Origin of the sequence: Ligilactobacillus salitolerans, from assembly GCF_003864415.1 — a bacterium.
Classification (GTDB): Bacteria; Bacillota; Bacilli; order Lactobacillales; family Lactobacillaceae; genus Ligilactobacillus; species Ligilactobacillus salitolerans.
The window spans coordinates 62,518-80,071 of sequence record NZ_BFFP01000008.1 but is presented as its reverse complement, the minus strand read 5'-3'; the positions used below and the strand labels follow the sequence as shown (position 1 = coordinate 80,071).

The 17,554-nt window shown below is 45.1% G+C and carries 17 protein-coding genes; 9 read left to right on the top strand and 8 right to left on the bottom strand.

The window, feature by feature from the left end; translation table 11 throughout:
• Positions 1-290: 290 nt before the first annotated feature.
• Entirely contained in the window at positions 291-929 is a 639-nt protein-coding gene (locus LFYK43_RS03780) for a YczE/YyaS/YitT family protein (RefSeq protein WP_229717928.1), read from the bottom strand.
• Between the two features lie 204 nt (positions 930-1,133).
• On the opposite strand from LFYK43_RS03780, the gene LFYK43_RS03775 reads away from it, so the two are divergent.
• Positions 1,134-1,625, top strand: a complete 492-nt coding sequence (locus LFYK43_RS03775) for a GNAT family N-acetyltransferase (RefSeq protein ID WP_124975579.1) — start codon at positions 1,134-1,136, stop codon at positions 1,623-1,625.
• 3 nt (positions 1,626-1,628) lie between these two features.
• Here the strand turns inward: LFYK43_RS03775 and LFYK43_RS03770 are convergent, their stop codons facing one another.
• Both LFYK43_RS03770 and LFYK43_RS03765 read right to left on the bottom strand, forming a co-directional pair.
• On the bottom strand, positions 1,629-3,032 hold the full coding sequence (locus tag LFYK43_RS03770; RefSeq protein ID WP_124975577.1) for an MDR family MFS transporter: 1,404 nt from the start codon (positions 3,030-3,032) through the stop codon (positions 1,629-1,631).
• A gap of 46 nt (positions 3,033-3,078) precedes the next feature.
• Entirely contained in the window at positions 3,079-3,531 is a 453-nt protein-coding gene (locus LFYK43_RS03765; protein WP_124975575.1) for a MarR family winged helix-turn-helix transcriptional regulator, read from the bottom strand.
• 185 nt (positions 3,532-3,716) lie between these two features.
• Here LFYK43_RS03765 and LFYK43_RS03760 point away from each other — a divergent pair, with 185 nt between their 5' ends.
• Together LFYK43_RS03760 and LFYK43_RS03755 are read left to right on the top strand one after the other, a co-directional pair.
• Positions 3,717-4,559 carry a glycosyltransferase family 8 protein gene (locus LFYK43_RS03760; RefSeq protein ID WP_124975573.1) on the top strand — a complete coding sequence of 281 codons (843 nt, stop codon included), beginning with the start codon at positions 3,717-3,719 and terminating at the stop codon, positions 4,557-4,559.
• A 124-nt stretch (positions 4,560-4,683) separates the two neighbouring features.
• Positions 4,684-5,106: an Ohr family peroxiredoxin gene (locus tag LFYK43_RS03755; protein ID WP_124975571.1), complete on the top strand. Its 423-nt coding sequence runs from the start codon at positions 4,684-4,686 to the stop codon at positions 5,104-5,106.
• A gap of 88 nt (positions 5,107-5,194) precedes the next feature.
• Here the strand turns inward: LFYK43_RS03755 and LFYK43_RS03750 are convergent, their stop codons facing one another.
• Positions 5,195-6,088, bottom strand: a complete 894-nt coding sequence (locus LFYK43_RS03750; protein WP_229717926.1) for a helix-turn-helix domain-containing protein — start codon at positions 6,086-6,088, stop codon at positions 5,195-5,197.
• Positions 6,089-6,175: 87 nt separating this feature from the next.
• Between LFYK43_RS03750 and LFYK43_RS03745 the strand changes: the two genes are divergently transcribed.
• A complete protein-coding gene (locus LFYK43_RS03745; RefSeq protein ID WP_124975569.1) occupies positions 6,176-7,378 on the top strand; it encodes an MFS transporter in 1,203 nt (400 codons plus the stop codon).
• A gap of 106 nt (positions 7,379-7,484) precedes the next feature.
• Entirely contained in the window at positions 7,485-8,939 is a 1,455-nt protein-coding gene (locus LFYK43_RS03740; RefSeq protein ID WP_124975567.1) for a family 1 glycosylhydrolase, read from the top strand.
• A gap of 574 nt (positions 8,940-9,513) precedes the next feature.
• Here LFYK43_RS03740 and LFYK43_RS03735 read toward each other — a convergent pair.
• Both LFYK43_RS03735 and LFYK43_RS03730 read right to left on the bottom strand, forming a co-directional pair.
• Positions 9,514-10,083 (bottom strand): ECF transporter S component, encoded by a 570-nt coding sequence (locus tag LFYK43_RS03735; RefSeq protein ID WP_124975565.1) that lies wholly within the window; start codon positions 10,081-10,083, stop codon positions 9,514-9,516.
• A 3-nt stretch (positions 10,084-10,086) separates the two neighbouring features.
• Positions 10,087-10,929, bottom strand: a complete 843-nt coding sequence (locus LFYK43_RS03730) for a pyridoxamine kinase (protein ID WP_124975563.1) — start codon at positions 10,927-10,929, stop codon at positions 10,087-10,089.
• A gap of 310 nt (positions 10,930-11,239) precedes the next feature.
• Between LFYK43_RS03730 and yycF the strand changes: the two genes are divergently transcribed.
• The 4 genes from yycF to LFYK43_RS03710 all read left to right on the top strand — a co-directional run bounded on the left by yycF (position 11,240) and on the right by LFYK43_RS03710 (position 16,089).
• Positions 11,240-11,953 carry a response regulator YycF gene (gene yycF / locus LFYK43_RS03725; RefSeq protein ID WP_124975561.1) on the top strand — a complete coding sequence of 238 codons (714 nt, stop codon included), beginning with the start codon at positions 11,240-11,242 and terminating at the stop codon, positions 11,951-11,953.
• A 133-nt stretch (positions 11,954-12,086) separates the two neighbouring features.
• The gene (gene walK, locus LFYK43_RS03720; protein ID WP_124975559.1) at positions 12,087-13,961 is read left to right on the top strand and encodes a cell wall metabolism sensor histidine kinase WalK; all 1,875 of its coding nucleotides are present in this window, start codon (positions 12,087-12,089) and stop codon (positions 13,959-13,961) included.
• Positions 13,945-15,276 carry a YycH family regulatory protein gene (locus LFYK43_RS03715; protein ID WP_124975557.1) on the top strand — a complete coding sequence of 444 codons (1,332 nt, stop codon included), beginning with the start codon at positions 13,945-13,947 and terminating at the stop codon, positions 15,274-15,276. Before walK ends, LFYK43_RS03715 begins: the two co-directional genes overlap by 17 nt.
• Positions 15,277-15,294: 18 nt before the next feature.
• Positions 15,295-16,089 carry a two-component system regulatory protein YycI gene (locus tag LFYK43_RS03710; protein WP_124975555.1) on the top strand — a complete coding sequence of 265 codons (795 nt, stop codon included), beginning with the start codon at positions 15,295-15,297 and terminating at the stop codon, positions 16,087-16,089.
• 190 nt (positions 16,090-16,279) lie between these two features.
• On the opposite strand, the gene LFYK43_RS03705 is transcribed toward LFYK43_RS03710, so the two are convergent.
• Both LFYK43_RS03705 and LFYK43_RS03700 read right to left on the bottom strand, forming a co-directional pair.
• Positions 16,280-16,660, bottom strand: a complete 381-nt coding sequence (locus tag LFYK43_RS03705; RefSeq protein WP_124975553.1) for a DUF1634 domain-containing protein — start codon at positions 16,658-16,660, stop codon at positions 16,280-16,282.
• Positions 16,657-17,505, bottom strand: a complete 849-nt coding sequence (locus LFYK43_RS03700; protein ID WP_124975551.1) for a sulfite exporter TauE/SafE family protein — start codon at positions 17,503-17,505, stop codon at positions 16,657-16,659. The genes LFYK43_RS03705 and LFYK43_RS03700 overlap by 4 nt, the downstream gene beginning before the upstream one ends.
• Positions 17,506-17,554 lie beyond the last annotated feature (49 nt).

Sequence of the window (17,554 nt, the reverse complement as noted above, 5' to 3'; positions counted from 1 at the left end):
CCCCGTATTGATGTTGAATAGCGTATGCGGTCATAGATTCAGCCTGAACCAGATTAATATAAAAGAGTTTCTCCTCTAACGTATATCTGAATCCATTTTTCCCCATAAAAATACTCCTCCCTAAAGTAGGCAAGCTTTAATTATTTAGCTTGTCTACCTAAGAAGGAGTATACCCCTCCTTGCTGGATATATTTTACCGCTTATTATAGCAAATTTTAGTTGTGTTGACTTTGAAAAAAATAGCACTAAATTTGCTCAGCGATACTTTGGCACTACGGAGTTTTTTTGTCTTATTTTTTATCAACCAATTTCTTGATCCCCGCAACAACCTGACCTACTAACAAAGCAGCGATAATTGTACCTTCGCGGATCCCGGTTAACGAATGAAATACTGCCAGAGCAAGTATCAAGGCTGCCACGACCATACTGCTATCGACCCAAATCTTCGCAGTTGGAAAGGGTATTTTGACCCCAATTGAAACAGCCCGCGCCAAACCTTCTCCTGGCATAATAATAGAATTAGATGAAATTTCTAAGAAAACACCAAAGCCTAATACCAAAACGCTGATCAGTGTCAATAACAGCTTTTGCCAATAAAAGTCAGGATGAATGAACGAGAAGACTTTAACGAACAAATTGATAAAAAGACCGAAAAATAAGCCCGGAAGTACTTGAAGGATATTTGTAAATGAAAAGTGGTTTCTTAAAAACAGGGCCTCGAAGCCGACGCAAACAAACATAAAAATAATTGTCCATGTTCCTAAGGATAACGGAAAAATGAAACTCAAGACATTGGGAATACTGGCGATCGGCGATGTTCCTAAGCTGGCGATCTTAGCTAAAGAAACTCCGGCTGCCATAAATATCAGAGCTAATGCTAGGATCACTAAATTTTTTAAGCGCAAGGCTTGGCGTAACTGATTTTGCATAATGAAAAGTCCTTTGATCTAGTTTGTATACTTTAATTCTAGTCCTATAAAAAACAGTTGTACACAATCAATATCAAAGGCTAATTGTCCTTTTTGGCCTTGAGAACTTTGTGAGCCCTCAGAAAGAGCTTTAATTTTTGCAAAACCAACCAAAACTTCACACATAGGCGTATAATACCTGCTAACTAAGAGGAGGCGGTCTGATTGACAGAACAGAACTTGACATTACGCGAACTGACCAGCAAGGATGATCAGGCAATTAAACAAATCGTGCAAAGCGTGCTGGAAGAATATCACGATGCATTGCCTGGGACGGCTTACTTTGACCCGGAACTTGGACGACTTTCCAGTTTTTATCAGGCCAATGCCAAACGCAAGTACTGGGTCGTTTGCCAAGGTTCCAAGGTCGTTGGAGGCGGTGGCGTGGCCGAATTTGATCAAACAGGAACAGCCGAAGTTCAAAAATTGTACTTGCTGCCGGAAGCGCGCGGCTTAGGCTGGGGCAAGAAATTGCTGCAGGCCGCAGAAAAATTTGCACGTAAACAAGGCTATCGCTCGCTCTATATTGAGACGATCTCCAATATGAACGAAGCCCAGGGACTATACGAGCACCTGGGCTTTAAGCGTTTGACAGCCTCCAAAAGCGGGACTGCACATACGACTTGTGATGTTTGGCTGGAAAAGAAATTGAGCTGAAGCCTAAGCTGCTGACTTGCGAGCACTTGGTAAGAAGAAGGAAGCAATGAAACCAACTAAGGCAAAGAGCAGCATCAGGATAAAGCTCCAATGAAAGCCCTGCGTTAAGCCCAAACCTGGACTGGTTTTGTACTGACCAGCAGCAATTGTCACGACTAGCATTGCTAATGCGGTCCCCAAAGAACCTCCGATTTGGCGCAAGGTGGACGAGGCAGCATTGGCATGGGCAGTTAGTTTGGGATCGATCAAGTTGATCCCAGCGGTGAAGGTCGTCATCATGGTAAAGGCAATGCCCACCATGCGCAAGGTGTAGCACGAAGCAATGAGTACCAGACTAGTTTTTGCGTTGAAAGAAAGCATCGGCAGTGTTCCGAGCAACAGGACAAAGTAACCGAAGAAAGAGAGCTTTTTGATCCCCAGTTTATCAAATAAAGCACCAGAAAGCGGGTTGCAGAGCACCATGACTAAGGCACCAGGCATCATGATCAAGCCGCTGGTTAGCGCAGATTCGTTTCTGGTTGTTTGTAAGTACAAGGGTAAAACCAGCTCGATACTGACCATAGCGATGTTGCTGATCATACTCAGCAGCGTGCATAAATCAAATTGCAGGTTTTTAAAAACGCGGATGTCCAAGAGCGGTGTTTCTAAATGGAGCTGACGCAAGCAGAAAAGGGCAATGACGAGTAACCCTAAGAAAAACATCACTGTGAGCCTGAGGTTGAACCGGCCAGTATTACCAACTTCCGAGAGGGCATAAAGCAGTAAACCGAAGCCCAGGATCGATTCAACAAATGATACCAGGTCAGTCGTTGCCTGCTGCGGTACGGTAATGTTTTGGACGGTGAAGACCGCTAGAATACCAATGACCGCACTGCATAAGCTCAGGACGATGAAAAGCATTTGCCAGTCGGAGTACTTTAAGATCAAGCCCGAAATTGTCGGCCCGACCGCTGGTCCAAAACCGATCACTAAGCCGGTGATCCCCATCGCCAAGCCGCGTTTTTCTGGTGGAAAGAGCAGTAAAATGACGTTTTGAATAAAAGGCATCAATCCGCCGGCCGCAACAGCTTCGATGATCCTGCCGGTCAATAAAAACGTGAAATTCGGGGCAAAAACGCATAGCAGTGACCCGCATAAGAAAATTACGATCATGGCTATGTAGTTGGTTTTTAAGTTGAAGGATTCGAAGATCCAGGCAGATAGCGGGATCATTAAGCCGACGATCAGCAAATAAGCGGTCGTTAGCCACTGAGCGGTTGACTGCTTGACTTGAAAAGCATCCATGATCGTGGGTAAAGCATTATTTAGAAAAGTTTCAGCCAGCAGGGCGGTAAAAGCTCCTGCCAATAAAACGGCCATCATGAGCGTTTTATTTTTGTTCGTTAATTTTTGCGGTTCAGTTTCCATGTTTTCTCCTTTTTTGTAGCAAGCTACAGTTTTATGGGAAAAATAACTAGAAATTTTGCTTGATCTTAGCCAAGATCTCTAGTAATTCTTGTGTTTCTTGCGGACTAAGCTGGCCAACTATTTTACGGTTGACATCCTCCATCACATTTCTGATCTCATTGATATGTTTAGCTAATAACTGCGCACCTTGATCTGTTAAGAGCAAAGTAACTTGTCTTTTGTCGTTTGCGAGCTGTCCCAGTTCGATCAAATGATTTTTTTCCAAGCGCTTGACGATACTGCGGATCGTCGGGTGACTTAAGACGAATTTGTCTGCCACTTCCTTTTGTGTGACAGTTTGACCCTGGGCCTCAGACAAATAGACCAGCAAAGTGATCTGAGGACCAGTCAGATTGTATTCAGTGATCAAACTGGCGATCCGATTATTGAGTTCTTTTTCGATCAAAGTATTGGCGACCTTGATTTGCGGTCCGACGGCTGCTAGTAAGTTGTGCGGCATGAATTTCCCTCCTTCGCTAAATATGTAGTTTACTACACTTTGCTAGATTTGGCAATTGGCACTGAGGATCTTGCCAGGATTTTTGTTTGAACAGCTAACGCTTTAATTTTTGCTGCAAATCACTTAAACTGACAGCAGAAGAGTCGAAAACTTGTCCATTTTTAGAATGCAGGGAGCGAAAAGTTATGATCGAAATTGGTTCGACAACTGACAGTGCGTTCACAGAAGTTTTATTGACCAGCTATGTTTCTTTGCTGGAGAATAATCCGCAGGAGAAGTTTAGTTTCCATATCATTGATGACCATCTGAGCGAACAAGACCGGCAACGGCTGCAAAAATTAGTGAAGGTCTATCCGAATTGCGCCCGGGTCGCTTTTTTAGGCAGTGATTTTGCTGAACTCTACCACGGTGCGAACGTCAAATCACCACGTTCATTGATCAAGGAAAATACCTATTACCGCTTCGAACTGCCGCGTTTAGTCGAGCAGCCGCGAGTGCTGTATTTAGATTGTGACATGATCTGCCGTGGAAATCTCAGTGAAATGTTCCATGCTGATCTGCACGGACAGATCATCGGAGCTGTGGAATCGCAAATGTATGTCGACCGGTTGAAGATCCTGGGTGTTCCCCATGAGATCCCCCGCTATTTTAATGCCGGGCTGCTTTTGATCGACCGGAAGAAGTGGCTTGATTCTCAGATCACTGAGAAAGCCCGTGTTTTTATGCGGAGTCACGCAGATGCCTTAGATTTTCAGGACCAGGATACTTTAAACGCGGTGCTGGCCGACCACTGGCAGCCTTTACCGCCGAAATTCAACGTGCAATCCCCGTTGATGAGACACGAAAAACAAAGTCCAAACGCACAGGAAAGACAACTCGCAGCGGCGGCCTTACAAGATCCGGTCCTGATCCATTACACCGGCTTCAGCAAGCCCTGGGTGACAGAGGGCGAATATGTTAGTTCATGGCGCGCTGAATATTACAAGTATCATCAAATTATGCAGGAAAAAGGTCTGGACCAAGATTAAGTTTTGCGCCACATAAGCAGAATGATTGAGACTGGTAAATTTTTGCGGTATAAAGAGTACAAAAGACAGCTATCTTTCTTGTTGACGAAGCTAAACTTGGATCCATTCTGAAAGGAGCTTTTTGATGAAAATAGACTATGATTCGATGAAGAAAATCGGTGCTTTCCAAGCGGTGAATACTGGCGGCAGAGAGGGCGAGTCAGTTGCTCCGGATGGCAGTTTTGACGTCAAAACCTCAATGTCTAATAAAGAAGGAACAACAACGCCGGAAATGCTGTTCGCAGCGGGCTTTTCTGCTTGTTTCAACAGCGCGATGGTTTTTGTACTTGAGGAGGCCGGTAAGGAGGACCTGCACCGGACGGTCACAGCCGATGTTGAATTATATTTAGCCGGCAAAAACGATTATAACCTTAAGGTTCGTTTAGTCGGTCACATTGATGGGGTCGACCGCAAAGAAACCATCAAGTATATGAAAGAGACTGAGAAGGTCTGCCCATATTCCAAAGCTGTGGCCGGAAATATTACGGTGGAGATCGCTGCGGAGTAAACGCGAAGTCGCGAATAAAAATTAAATAGCACTAAAAAAATGCAGTTCACAGAGTCAAGCACGACTTGTGGACTGCATTTTTTGCGGGTCAGAATTCTTTTAGCTGTGAGAAGTCAAAGACCGACAAAAGTTCAGCCTCATTTAAGTAATTCTCCAAGTAATGTTTTTCATTTTTCAAGAAAGAAGGTTCTTGTTCAGTCAGGTACGCGAGCATGTTTGCTTTTTTGATCAATTGCAGGCCTGTTTGCTTGTGCCCCTGCAAATAAAGCAAGAGTCCCTTCAAGTTAAAGATACGAGCCTTATGGTAATAGTCCTTGCCGCGCTGTTCAAAATAACTTTCTAAGTCACCCAGCAAGAGCTGTGCTTGGTGCAGCTCTTTGTGGCTGAGCAAAAACAAGATCACATTGTTATAGAGGTAAAAGAGCATAGAAAAAGAATCATTGCGAAAGTGGTCGTAAATGAGCTCTTTTTTTTGCAGTTCAGCAAATAGCGTGAGCATGAATCTTTGTTCCAAAAAAGGGATCGCGTGACCGAATAAGTATAATTCAAAAAAAGTCCAGCTGGTGATGCTTTGAAAATACTCTTCCAGAATTAATAATTCCGCTGAGTCCATTTGTGCAGCACCCAGTGTCGTCAGCATCATTTTTAGCTGAATGACTTGCAGCCGAGCAAATTTTCCGGGTTTGTTCTGCCAATCAGCTAAGTATTGTTGCAGCTGCTGAATATCTCCATTCTGATATGCTGACTGAAATCTGGGCAAAAGATCGTTATTGTCAGCGTTGCGTTTTTGATAGAGAAATTCAAATTCCGCTAATTGGACATTGATCCGGTTGAGCAGTTCTAAAAGATGAGTAAAGGAGATGTCAGTTAACCCGCGTTCAAAACGCGATAAAAATGGGACTGACACGATACCCGTGCTAGCCTCTTTTAAAGTGATGTGTTTTGCGGTTCTAAACTCTTTAAAAATTTGTCCGATCTTCATAATTTTTATCCTATATGCAAATTTGATACTCTCCATTTTAACGCTAACTTAAGATAAAAGCATGGATTAAGCAAATGGAGGAAAAATATGCAAAGCAAGCATTCAAATTTTAGTTACCTGTGGTTGAGTTTTCTGATTTCATCGGTTGGAGATTGGTTGTATAAGTTGGCGATCCCGATCATTATTTTGAATAAGACGGGCTCAGCTTATCACGCCGCTGCCACATTTGGCGTTTCATTTGTTCCTTGGGTCTTCTTTTCTTTGTTAGGCGGCAGTTTAGCTGACAATTATGATAAAAAGAAGATCCTGATCAGCGGGAATCTTTTTGCGACGCTAGTCTGCTTGATGCTGCTTGAAATTTTATCTGCCCAGGAAAGCAACTTCAGCCTGCTATATGCGGCGATCTTACTTCTAGCCTCAGTCGATCCGCTGATTCATCCGAGTTTTCAAAGTATTATTCCAGAGCTCGTCCGACCTGAAAAATTTGCCAGTGCTAATGCAATAATTCAGACGATTGACAATACTTTATCGATCTTGGGCCCGTTGTTGGGCGGTTCGATCGTAACCATGCTTGGAGGAAGAACTGCTTTATGGCTCGATTTGTTTTCATTCATGATTGCGTCTCTAGCCTTGTTGGGATTGCCTAGACAAAAGAAGACTCATCCTAAGAAAGGTGCTGGAATTTTTCTGCAATTAATGAATGATATTGTGGAGGGTGCCAAATACAGTTTCCAGCAAAAGGTGATTTTTAGCGGATCGTTAATGTTTCTTTTTACCAATTTTGCTCTGAATATGTTCGAAGCCAACTTCATCTTCTACATGACCAAGTCGCTGCATTATCCTGTGCTTGATGCCACGTTCGCCATGTCGCTGGGCGGATGCGGGGCATTGGCAGCGGGGTTAGTTGGCGACAAAATTGTTGCTCGTTTTCGGGCCGGTTTCTTACTTTCGAATAGTACCATCCTAGCGGGTCTCAGCACACTATTGTTGCTGCTCAACACCAACTACATTTATATTGGCGTGATTTTAGGATTGATCAGCTTCTTCGGCAACATCAATGTCATTACTTACTTTACGTTACGGCAACGCACGATCCCCAAAAAACTTTTAGGGCGTGTTGTTTCAGTGACACTGATGATTTCTTATGCATCGATCCCAGTAGGTTCATGGTTAGGCGGCTCCTTGTTGGAACACGGTCAACCTATGTTTACTGTTATTTTGCTGGCAGGGAGCATACGGACTTTGGCGGGGATCGGTGCCAAATTATCACCGTTAGGCAAGGAAAAGTAAGTGAGCTTGCTCAAAATCTCCTTTTTTCTTGTTCAATTGATGAAAGCGTTTGATATAATCTTGATATGAGACAAGTGTTTAATTTTAGCGAAGGGGGAAATTTAAAATGAAATTTCCTAAGAATTTTTTATGGGGCGGCGCGACAGCTGCCAACCAAGTTGAAGGCGGTTATGATGCAGATGGGCGCGGGATGACGATCCTTGACGTCACCACGGCGGGCGGCTTACACGCAGGTCGGCAGCAAACATATAAATATGCAGACGGCATGACTGGTAAGGAAGCTGAAATCCCCCAAGATGCCGCCGGTGCAGTTTTGCCCGGAGAATATTACCCTAACCAAGTTGCGGTTGATTTTTATCACCACTACAAGGAAGATATTGCCCTATTTGCTGAAATGGGCTTTAAGGTTTACCGGATGTCGATCTCTTGGACGCGGATCTTTCCGCATGGCGATGAACAAGAGCCAAATCAAGCTGGCTTAGACTTTTACCACAAGGTTTTCGCGGAACTGCACAAGTACGGGATCGAACCGCTGGTGACGATCTCCCATTTCGAGAATCCGCTGTACCTAGAAAGACATTACGGCGGCTGGAATAACCGTAAGATGATTGATTTCTACGTGCATTTTGCTGAAACACTGTTTACTGAATATAAAGATGAAGTCAAGTACTGGCTGACCTTCAATGAGATCAATAATACGATCATGTTCTTGGACCTGTTTGCAAATGCTAAAGACGAACAGTACCAGGCAGCCTACCAGCAGCTGCATTACCAGTATGTTGCCAGCGCTAAAGCGGTGCAGATCGGACACAAGATCGATCCTGACAACCAGATCGGCTGCATGATCTGCGGGATCACTTCATATCCTTTGACACCAGACCCGCAGGATATTTTGAAAAACCGGCATGACTGGGAACAAAATATCTTTTATAGCGGTGATGTTCAGTGCTTTGGCGAGTACCCAAGCTATGCCAAACGTTTGTGGGCGCAGCACGATGTTAAGCTCGATATCACAGATGAAGACCTGGCAGAACTCAAGCAAGGGACAGTCGATCTGTATACATTCTCTTATTACATGTCGAGTGCCGTAACAACACATGAAACTAAAGAAACTGTCGGCGGCAACTTTACGATTGGTGCTAAGAACCCATATTTGCAATATTCAGAGTGGGAGTGGGCCGATGATCCAATGGGGCTGCAATACTATCTTGAAGTCGTTAATGATAGATATCACTTACCGCTGATGGTCGTGGAAAATGGACTTGGAGCGATCGACAAAGTCGAAGAAGACGGCAGTATCCATGACCCTTACCGGATCGAATACATGCAAGAACACATTAAAGCAATGGGAGATGCAATTGAAAACGGGGTCAACCTGGTCGGCTACACCAGCTGGGGCTGCATTGACCTGGTTTCTGCCGGAACAGGTCAGATGTCCAAACGTTACGGCATGATCTACGTTGACCGCAATGATGACGGCAGCGGAACTTTGGATCGGAGTCGCAAAGACTCATTTTACTGGTACAAAGATGTGATTGCATCAAACGGAGAAAAAATCTAACAGCTAAACAAAATCAGAACCGCTTCAAGAAGAATTGAACTGACTTCTTGGAGCGGTTCTGATTTTAAACTAGAAATTGAAAATTAAGCTGGCAGACTCAAAGCTTTTGAACGATGAAAGCAACTTTGATTTCATTGCAGTCCCATAACTGTTCGTTTCTTTCTCTGGCGAACAATTAACTGGGGGGCACTTTACCACTTTGAAAAGCTGGTGGTGTTTTTGCGCTTGATATTTTAGCTGACATGGAACCAGACTGTTTCCGACTGGTTCCAATTTTGTCTGACTTGGAGCCAGACTGTTTTCAACTGGTTCCAACATTGTCTGACTTGGAGCCAGACTGTTTCTAACTGGTTCCAACTTTAGCAGACTTGGAGCCAGACTGTTCCTGACTGGTTCCAACTTTGCCTGACATGGAGCCAGACTGTTCCTGACTGGTTCCAACTTTGCCTGACATGGAGCCAGACTGTTTCTAACTGGATCCAACTTTGCCCGACTTAGATCCAGTTCACAAATCAACTAGATAATATCTTAGATTTGTTCAAGTCCCTGTAAATTTTAACTGCAACCTTGAGTTTTAAATTGTCCGACTAGGATTTTTGCGCAGGGACAGGTAAACTTTTTTGACAAAATAATACAGGATAGGTGTCAGGATCGCGGTTGAAACTGAATTGACCACAGTTGCCGGTAAGCTCAAAAAGGAAGCAACCAAGGCCGCCTTGAGCACTGAGCCTGCCATCAAGGCTTCGACGATCGAAACACAGTAGGTCGTGAAGATTTTGGTGACCCCGGCAACGACTGCAATGATAATGATGTTACGGCTGCTGTCTTTAGAGCCTAAAAGTTTAAAGACACCTGTGATTACTAGGGCAACCACGACAACTTCGAGCATTGTCAGCCATGAAGTAGCTGCGTAGCCGTTTAAGATGTCGAAACCGCCCAGGCCAATGATCCCGGCTAGCATCCCATTTCTGCAGCCAAGAAAAAGGATCGCAACGGCAGTTAAGGTGTTACCAAAATGGATGAATGGCCGACCGATCATTGCCGGGATCGGAATACGTAAGACCCAGATCCCGATGTAAATAATTGCTGCAAATAAACCGGTCAAAATAATAGCACGTAATGAGTTTTTGTTTTCTTTAAGCATTATCTATTCCTCCTGTAAAATGCGGTGAATGAATGCTGGCAGTGCGGTTGCATAGTTGAGTCCTAAGCGCGGGTCAGTCTGCGGGTCACGGTTGGCGATGGCCTGACTGATCAGGTCCATCGCACTTTCAGCGGCGGTATAAGGCGGCAGCTTGTGCAAAAGTCCGCTGATCAAGGCTGAAGCAAACAGGTCGCCTGTGCCGAAAAAGTTGGCAGCAAAAAGTGGCCGTTTTATGCTCCAGTACTCGTGGCGCTGTCCCTCATAGCCGACGACGGCGATTTGTCCGGCCTCAGTTGCAACACCCGTGATCAGCACCGTGGAGATCTGAAATTTTTCGTGAAGCAAAAAACTGGCTTTCTTGGCGCCAGCTAGACCGCCGTCAATGAGCTCAGGCGAATCTAACAAGAAGGCTGCTTCTGTCAGATTAGGCGTTAGGATCGAGGCTTGTTTGACCAGTTCGCGCATAGAACTGACATATTGGTCATCAAAACCGGAATAAAGCCGGCCGTGGTCGCCCATGACAGGGTCGATCAGTGTTAGACAATCAGGCGCAGACAGTGAGGCCAACTTTGCTTGCAGCTGCTGCAGCGGCTTTTGTCCCAAGTAGCCGAGGTAAACGGCGTCAAATTTAAGCTCAAGTTTTTGCCAGTGCGAAATGATCTGTTTCATTTCCTGACTGAGATCCAGGTATGTATTCTGACCGAAGCCGCCGGTGTGCGTGGAAAGCAGGGCAGTGGGCAAGACAGTAGTTTCCAATCCGCTAGCAGACAGCAATGGAACGGCGGTCATTAAAGAGACATCTCCAAAACTGGAGAGGTCTTGACTGACTAAGATATTTTGCGGCACGCGTTCACCTCCTTTAAGTTTGTTATAAGTTTGCTGCGCTAAAATTATTTTAACTATGAGTATAGCACCATTTGGAAAGAAAAGCGGACTAAAAGGTAATTCTCACTAGGTCAGTGCTGAATTTTGGCAAGGGTGGACGGAAAATGCTATTCATTTTGTTAAATTTGGCTTATTATTCTAGCTGGTTTATAATATAAGGGTGTAGCGCCTGAGAGTTTGCGCAAACTGCGAGCGGCTGGGGCGTTTTGACCTGATGATAATCGAAGAAAAAACTGACTGGTGGCAATGTTCACCAAGGAGGACTAAAAATATGAAGAAAATTTTAGTGGTAGATGACGAAAAACCAATTTCTGATATCATTAAATTCAATTTAAATAAAGAAGGCTATGATGCCTACGTTGCTTATGATGGCGAGGATGCTATCAAGCAGGTCGAAGAAGTTAAGCCTGATTTGATCATTTTGGACTTGATGCTGCCGAAAGTCGACGGCCTAGAAGTTGCCCGTGAGATCCGCAAGACACATGAAATGCCGATCATCATGGTGACAGCTAAAGATACTGAGATCGATAAAGTCTTAGGCCTAGAGATGGGCGCTGACGATTATGTGACCAAGCCGTTTTCTAACCGTGAATTAGTGGCGCGGGTCAAGGCCAACTTACGCCGGCAAAACACGGTGGTTCAGGCTGCCCAAAATGAAGAGAAGGAAGAAAATAGCGATATCGTGATCGGCGATCTGACAATTCATCCAGAATCTTATACTGTGTCGCGGCACGGCGAAAAAATCGAACTGACCCACCGGGAGTTCGAATTGCTGAACTACCTGGCTAAGCATATGGGGCAAGTGATGACCAGAGAACATTTGCTGCAGACGGTCTGGGGCTATGATTACTTTGGCGACGTTCGGACGGTCGATGTAACGATGCGCCGTCTGCGTGAAAAAGTCGAAGACAATCCTAGTCGGCCGGTCTGGCTGGTTACTCGTCGTGGTGTTGGTTACTACTTGCGCAATCCGGAAACAGATTAAGGGCGAAATTGGTTTAGCCTCAGATGTTTAAGGGATGCATGAGCGCACGGTACTCATAAAGGAAATTTAGACGCTGGCCGTAGCGATACAGCCGGCGTTTTATGCTTTAGCTTGAGAGCAGTAGGAGAAAAAAGTGAGAAAAAGACTGCGGATCTTCCAATCCATTCATTTTAAAATTGCGCTGGTTTTTGTGCTGTTGCTGTTGCTGGCCTTTCAGATCGTCGGGGCAGTTTTTGTCCAACGACTAAAAAGCGAGAACTTAAAGTCATTCAAGCAAAGGGTCGAACTGACCCCTTACGTGGATAACTCCTTGATCACGAGTTTGAGTCTAGAAAACGCTGAACAAGCCAACCGGCGGGTGAATTCTGCTCTGACCGGGATCAACAACCAGAATATTTCTGACGTCCAAGTTGTGGATGCCAAGGGCAATATCCGTGGTGAGACCAGTGCTAATGGTCATGCTTTGGTCGGACAAAAAACAACTGACAGCCGGATCAAACGGGTGCTGTATTCCGGCCGTTCGTTTAGCGAGACGACCTATAATCGGGCAGATGACAAACATTATTACGTTTCGATCACGCCCCTGTTTAGTTCCAGCGGGAACAGTAATACTTTGATCGGTGCGGTGTATTTGCGGGCTGAGCTTGAATCAGTCTACGATTCGATCGATGGGGTCACCTTGATCTTTGCGACTGCAGCTTTCGTGGCGACCGCGATCGGAATGGGCTTAGCGATTTTGATCTCCCGTGCGATCACACGGCCGATCGATGAAATGAAGAAACAAACGGCTAAGATCGCAGAAGGGAACTATTCCGGGCACGTCCATGTGTATGGCAACGATGAGCTGGGGGAACTAGCCCAGGCCGTTAACAACCTCTCGGTCCGGGTGGAAGAGTCGCGGGAACAATCGGAATCTGAGCGGCGCCGGTTAGACTCGGTGCTGACTCATATGTCGGACGGTGTTTTGGCGACCGACCGCCGGGGCAATGTGACGATCATTAACGATATGGCGGCTGAATTCTTAAATGTGACTGCCAGTGATGCCAAGGGGCACTCGATCCTGGATATTCTGAAGATCCGTGAAAATTATACGCTGCGGGACCTGCTGGAAAATCAGGATACCCTTGTGTTGGATATGTCCGATAAAGATCATGCGCAGATTTTAAACGCTTATTTTTCTTTGATCCAGCGGGAATCGGGCTTTATCTCCGGACTCGTTTGTGTTTTGCATGATATTACTGAGCAGCAGAAGATCGACCGTGAGCGCAAGCAGTTCGTTTCCAATGTTTCGCACGAATTGCGCACACCGCTGACAAGTATGCGCAGTTATATTGAGGCTTTAAACGATGGTGCCTGGAAAGATCCTGAAGTTGCTCCTTCATTTTTGAAAGTTACTCAAGATGAAACCGACCGGATGATCCGGATGATCAATGACTTGCTGAGCTTATCTAGGATGGACTCTGGCACAGCTCGGCTTGATTTAGAACTGGTCAACTTGAATGAATTGTTTACCTATATTCTGAACAGATTTGACATGATGATCAAAAGTGACCAGAATTCTGAAGAAGAAAAGCAGGCCAAGAGTTATACGATCAAACGTGAATTTACTCACCGCGATTTGTGGGTCGATTTGGACCCGGATAAATTTATTCAGGTGATCGACAATATTATGAATAATGCTATCAAATATTCGCCAGACGGCGGTGTGATCACCTGTCGCTTGCTGGAGACACAAAACCACGTGATCTTGAGCATTTCTGACCAAGGCTTGGGAATCCCGAAAGATGATATCGGCCGGATCTTTGACCGCTTCTTTAGGGTCGATAAAGCTCGTTCGCGTGCCCAAGGCGGGACTGGCTTAGGTCTTGCGATTTCGCGGGAAGTGATCGAGCTGCACAAGGGCCGGATCTGGGTCGACTCAGTGGAAGGCAAGGGTTCGACGTTCTATATTTCTCTACCATACCAGGAATACCAGGAGGAGGATCTGTGGAATGAAGATCAAAGATAATATCTTGCACTTCGTTTTGGGTGCGGCGGTAGTTTTGAGCGTCGGCTTATCGGCGATCCTCTGGGTCAATCCGACTTATCTGCAAAATAACAGCAAGGAGACCACTTCGAGTGTCAGCAAGAGTAACGGCTCAGGCGACGACCAAACTACAAAAACAAAATTGTCGGATATTTATAAACCAACTAGTGTGATTTATAATCACGGTGGTCATAGCTACGTGCAAAGCAGTGTCAAACTTGATGTGATCGAAAAAGTGCGCCAAGATACACGAACTTGGAAAGTCAAGGACGCCGGGTCAACTAAGAAATACTCCGAGAAAAAGTATCAAAGCTTGTTGCGGCGCGATCAAATGGCATTTTTGACTTTTTCTGATGAGATCACTTCGAGCGAAGTTACAGATCTGCAGCAAAAAACAGTTCAGGCTTTACGCGGGAAAAAATTCAACCGAGTTGCGATCCAATTCAATAAGAAAAAGCCGCAGGTCTATCTCTTAAATGATGCTGATCGACATGTGACTAAAATTTCATTGAGCCAGGGCACGTTTACTAATTTGAGAAAAATAGTGGCTGCCAAAGAAACTAAAGAAACTCCAATTGACATTAAAAAGTTAAATGATCAATACGTCATTTTTTATTTATCCAGCGTTAACGTCAGACAGTATAGCTATCTGGCAACTAAGGATAGTGCCAGCATCTTCGTGACCCGTTTGATGGGATCCAGCAATTCTTCGGTCAATTCGCGCCGTGAAGATCAGCAGATGATCTATTATGATAACTCGGGACAAAGAATGGCAGTTTCCAGCAAGACAGGAGCCGTGGATTACTCCAGCTATTCCCGCGATTCCACAGCGAATCACTCGCTTTCCAGTGAACTAAAGCAAGGCTTCTCACGGCTGCAGGATACTGACCGGCAGCTAGACGATGTCCGTTATGATGAGTATAATGCCAACAATCGTCAGGTCACCTACCGGACCTATATCAACACTTACCCGATCTTGGCAGATGATAACTATGGGACCTATCAGCTCAGTCTCGGAGGAACAGGCAGCGAACACATCGGTTTTTCTTTGTATTTCCTGCAAGTTCCAGTCCCATCCAGTAAAGAATCGGTGGAACTGTCGCCGACTCAACAAGTTTTGGATAAATTGACCCAAAGCGGGATCAGTCAAAAGAAGATCAATGGGATCAGGATTGGCTACCAGCGGGCGGTCAACGATACTTCTAAGCAGGTCGTCGATCTAGTACCAACCTACTTCGTGTTGTATAACGGCAGTTGGACTCCTTATCAGGACATCCTTAACGGAAAAGTATCTTAGAAGAAAGGCGGGAAAGTATTGAATTTTAAGCGAATTGAATGGATCTTTTTAATTGCTTTTATCGCCTTGGATATTTTTTTGATCGGAGCCTATTATAATCAAAGCGGGGTCCAAACTGAAAATAACTCTTCCAACACACAGACTGCGACTTCGGTCTTGCGCAGTTTGAAAGATGATCAGATCTCTTATCCTAAAAAGCTATCCAATAAACCGAACGCTGGGTTTTATATTTCCAGCGCAGATGATGATTACCTGCTGAGCCAGTCTGGACAATTGGCGGATAATCAGACTGATTACTCCAAAACTGACCACAAGTTGACGGTGACATTTGACCATAAAATCAAGTTGAATAGTCTTAAGAACCCGCAAAAAACAATCAACAAGATCATCAAAGACAAGAGCCGGATCTTGGAGGGCGATGAGTATCGCTATGACCCAAGGCTTTCGACTGACAATGAAGTTGTTTATACCCAAATGGTTTATGGCAAAAGGGTGACTTCAGATCAAGGGTGCATCAGATTCGTCGTTGCCAATGGGTATGTGACCGGCTATTCGCAGACTTATTTGCAGGATATCCAAATTTTGCGTGAAAAGAAAGCCACGATCAGTCAGAAACGGGCTTTGATCTGGTTGTATCAATATAATAAATTGCCGGCCAATTCAAAAGTTAAGTGGATCGAACTCGGCTATTCAAAACTGCTAAGCGTTAACGGCAGCACGGTTTATATTCCAGCTTGGAGCTTTTTGATCAATTCAGGCAACTCGACCCTGTACCGTAAAATCAATGCCTTTAACGGAGCAGTGATGGATTAAGATAGAAAAGGAGAACGAGTGCTGTTATTGTGCAGCATTCGTTCTCCTTTTTTGAGAGGTACTTAGGCAAAGAGGCAACCAACCGATTTTCGTTTGGTATAAGGTTTGACAAACAAGCGACCGTTAGTTTAGAGCTGGAATTGAATCTAAGCAGTACAAAACCTGCTTTGTTGAAGCGGTAATTTTTGAGCTATTTCCCTAGATAGCCGATCCACATGGCAATTGCTAAGATCACTAAAACCAAGGTTGTGATCCAGACATAGAGTTGATCATTTTCCTTGGCAAAAGCGTAAATTGAGACGACGACACGCAGTACTGGTGTTAGAATCAACAAGAATAAGCCGAGCATCGTGATCGCAAACGGCTTAAAGACCATGATGCCTTGGAAAATAGCTGTGAAAGTCGTTGGAAATTCATTGGTTGGGTAGCCGGTTTGGCCGGTGATCAGGGCGAGCAGCAGCCCCAAAATGATTACGGCCGCTGAAGTTAGGACACCGATCCGCAAAACATGCCCGATTATCTTTTCGATGTCGGCCATTTCTGCCCGCTTTTTCTTTTCTTCTTCTGTCATCCAAAACTCACCCCAAATCCTTTAAGAAACATTTGTAAGCCAATCAAAAATAAAATCGGCACGAAAATCTGTCTTAATAATTTTGCCTGTAAGTGCTGCATGATCCGGGAGCCAATGGTGGCACCGACTAAGATCCCGATTGCAAGCGGTGCGGCAATTTCTGGTTTGATCGAGCCGTTAAAAAAGTAGACGGTAGCACTCGCAGCGGCGGTGACACCCATCATCAGATTACTGGTGGCACTCGATGGTTTCAACGGCATTTTCATGATCGTGTCCATGGCAATGACCTTAAAAGCACCGCTGCCGATTCCGAGCAGTCCACTGGCCAAACCAGCCCCGAGCATCATGGCAAAGCCGCCAGGAACGTTGGCGACCTGATAATCAATGTCTTGGTTGGTGGCTTGGTCATGGTAAGAGCCGTTCAGTTTTAATTTAGTCGAGAGTCCATCAGGCTTCGTATTACGATAAGATTCATGACCAGCGCGCATCTTGCGCAGCATATTCCAGGAAGAAAAAATCAGCAGCAGTCCAAATAAGACGTAGAGGATCTTGGCAGGTAAAACACCGGTCAGGATCGCTCCGAAAATCGCCCCGATCGTGGTAGCTATTTCCAGAAACATGGCCACACGCAAATTAAGCATGTCATCTTTTAAGTAAGCGATCGAAGCACCGGAACTGGTGGCGATCACGGCGATCACGCTGGCACCGATCGCGTATTTGATATCGAGACCTAAGCCGATCGTCATCACTGGAGTGACGATCATGCCGCCGCCGATACCAAAGACTGCGCCAAAGATCCCGGCAAATAGTCCGACCGCAGCTAAAAGCAGTATTGAAGAGATCAAAGTAATTCTCCTTTCAAAAAACTATAACAATAGTGACATTATACATGTA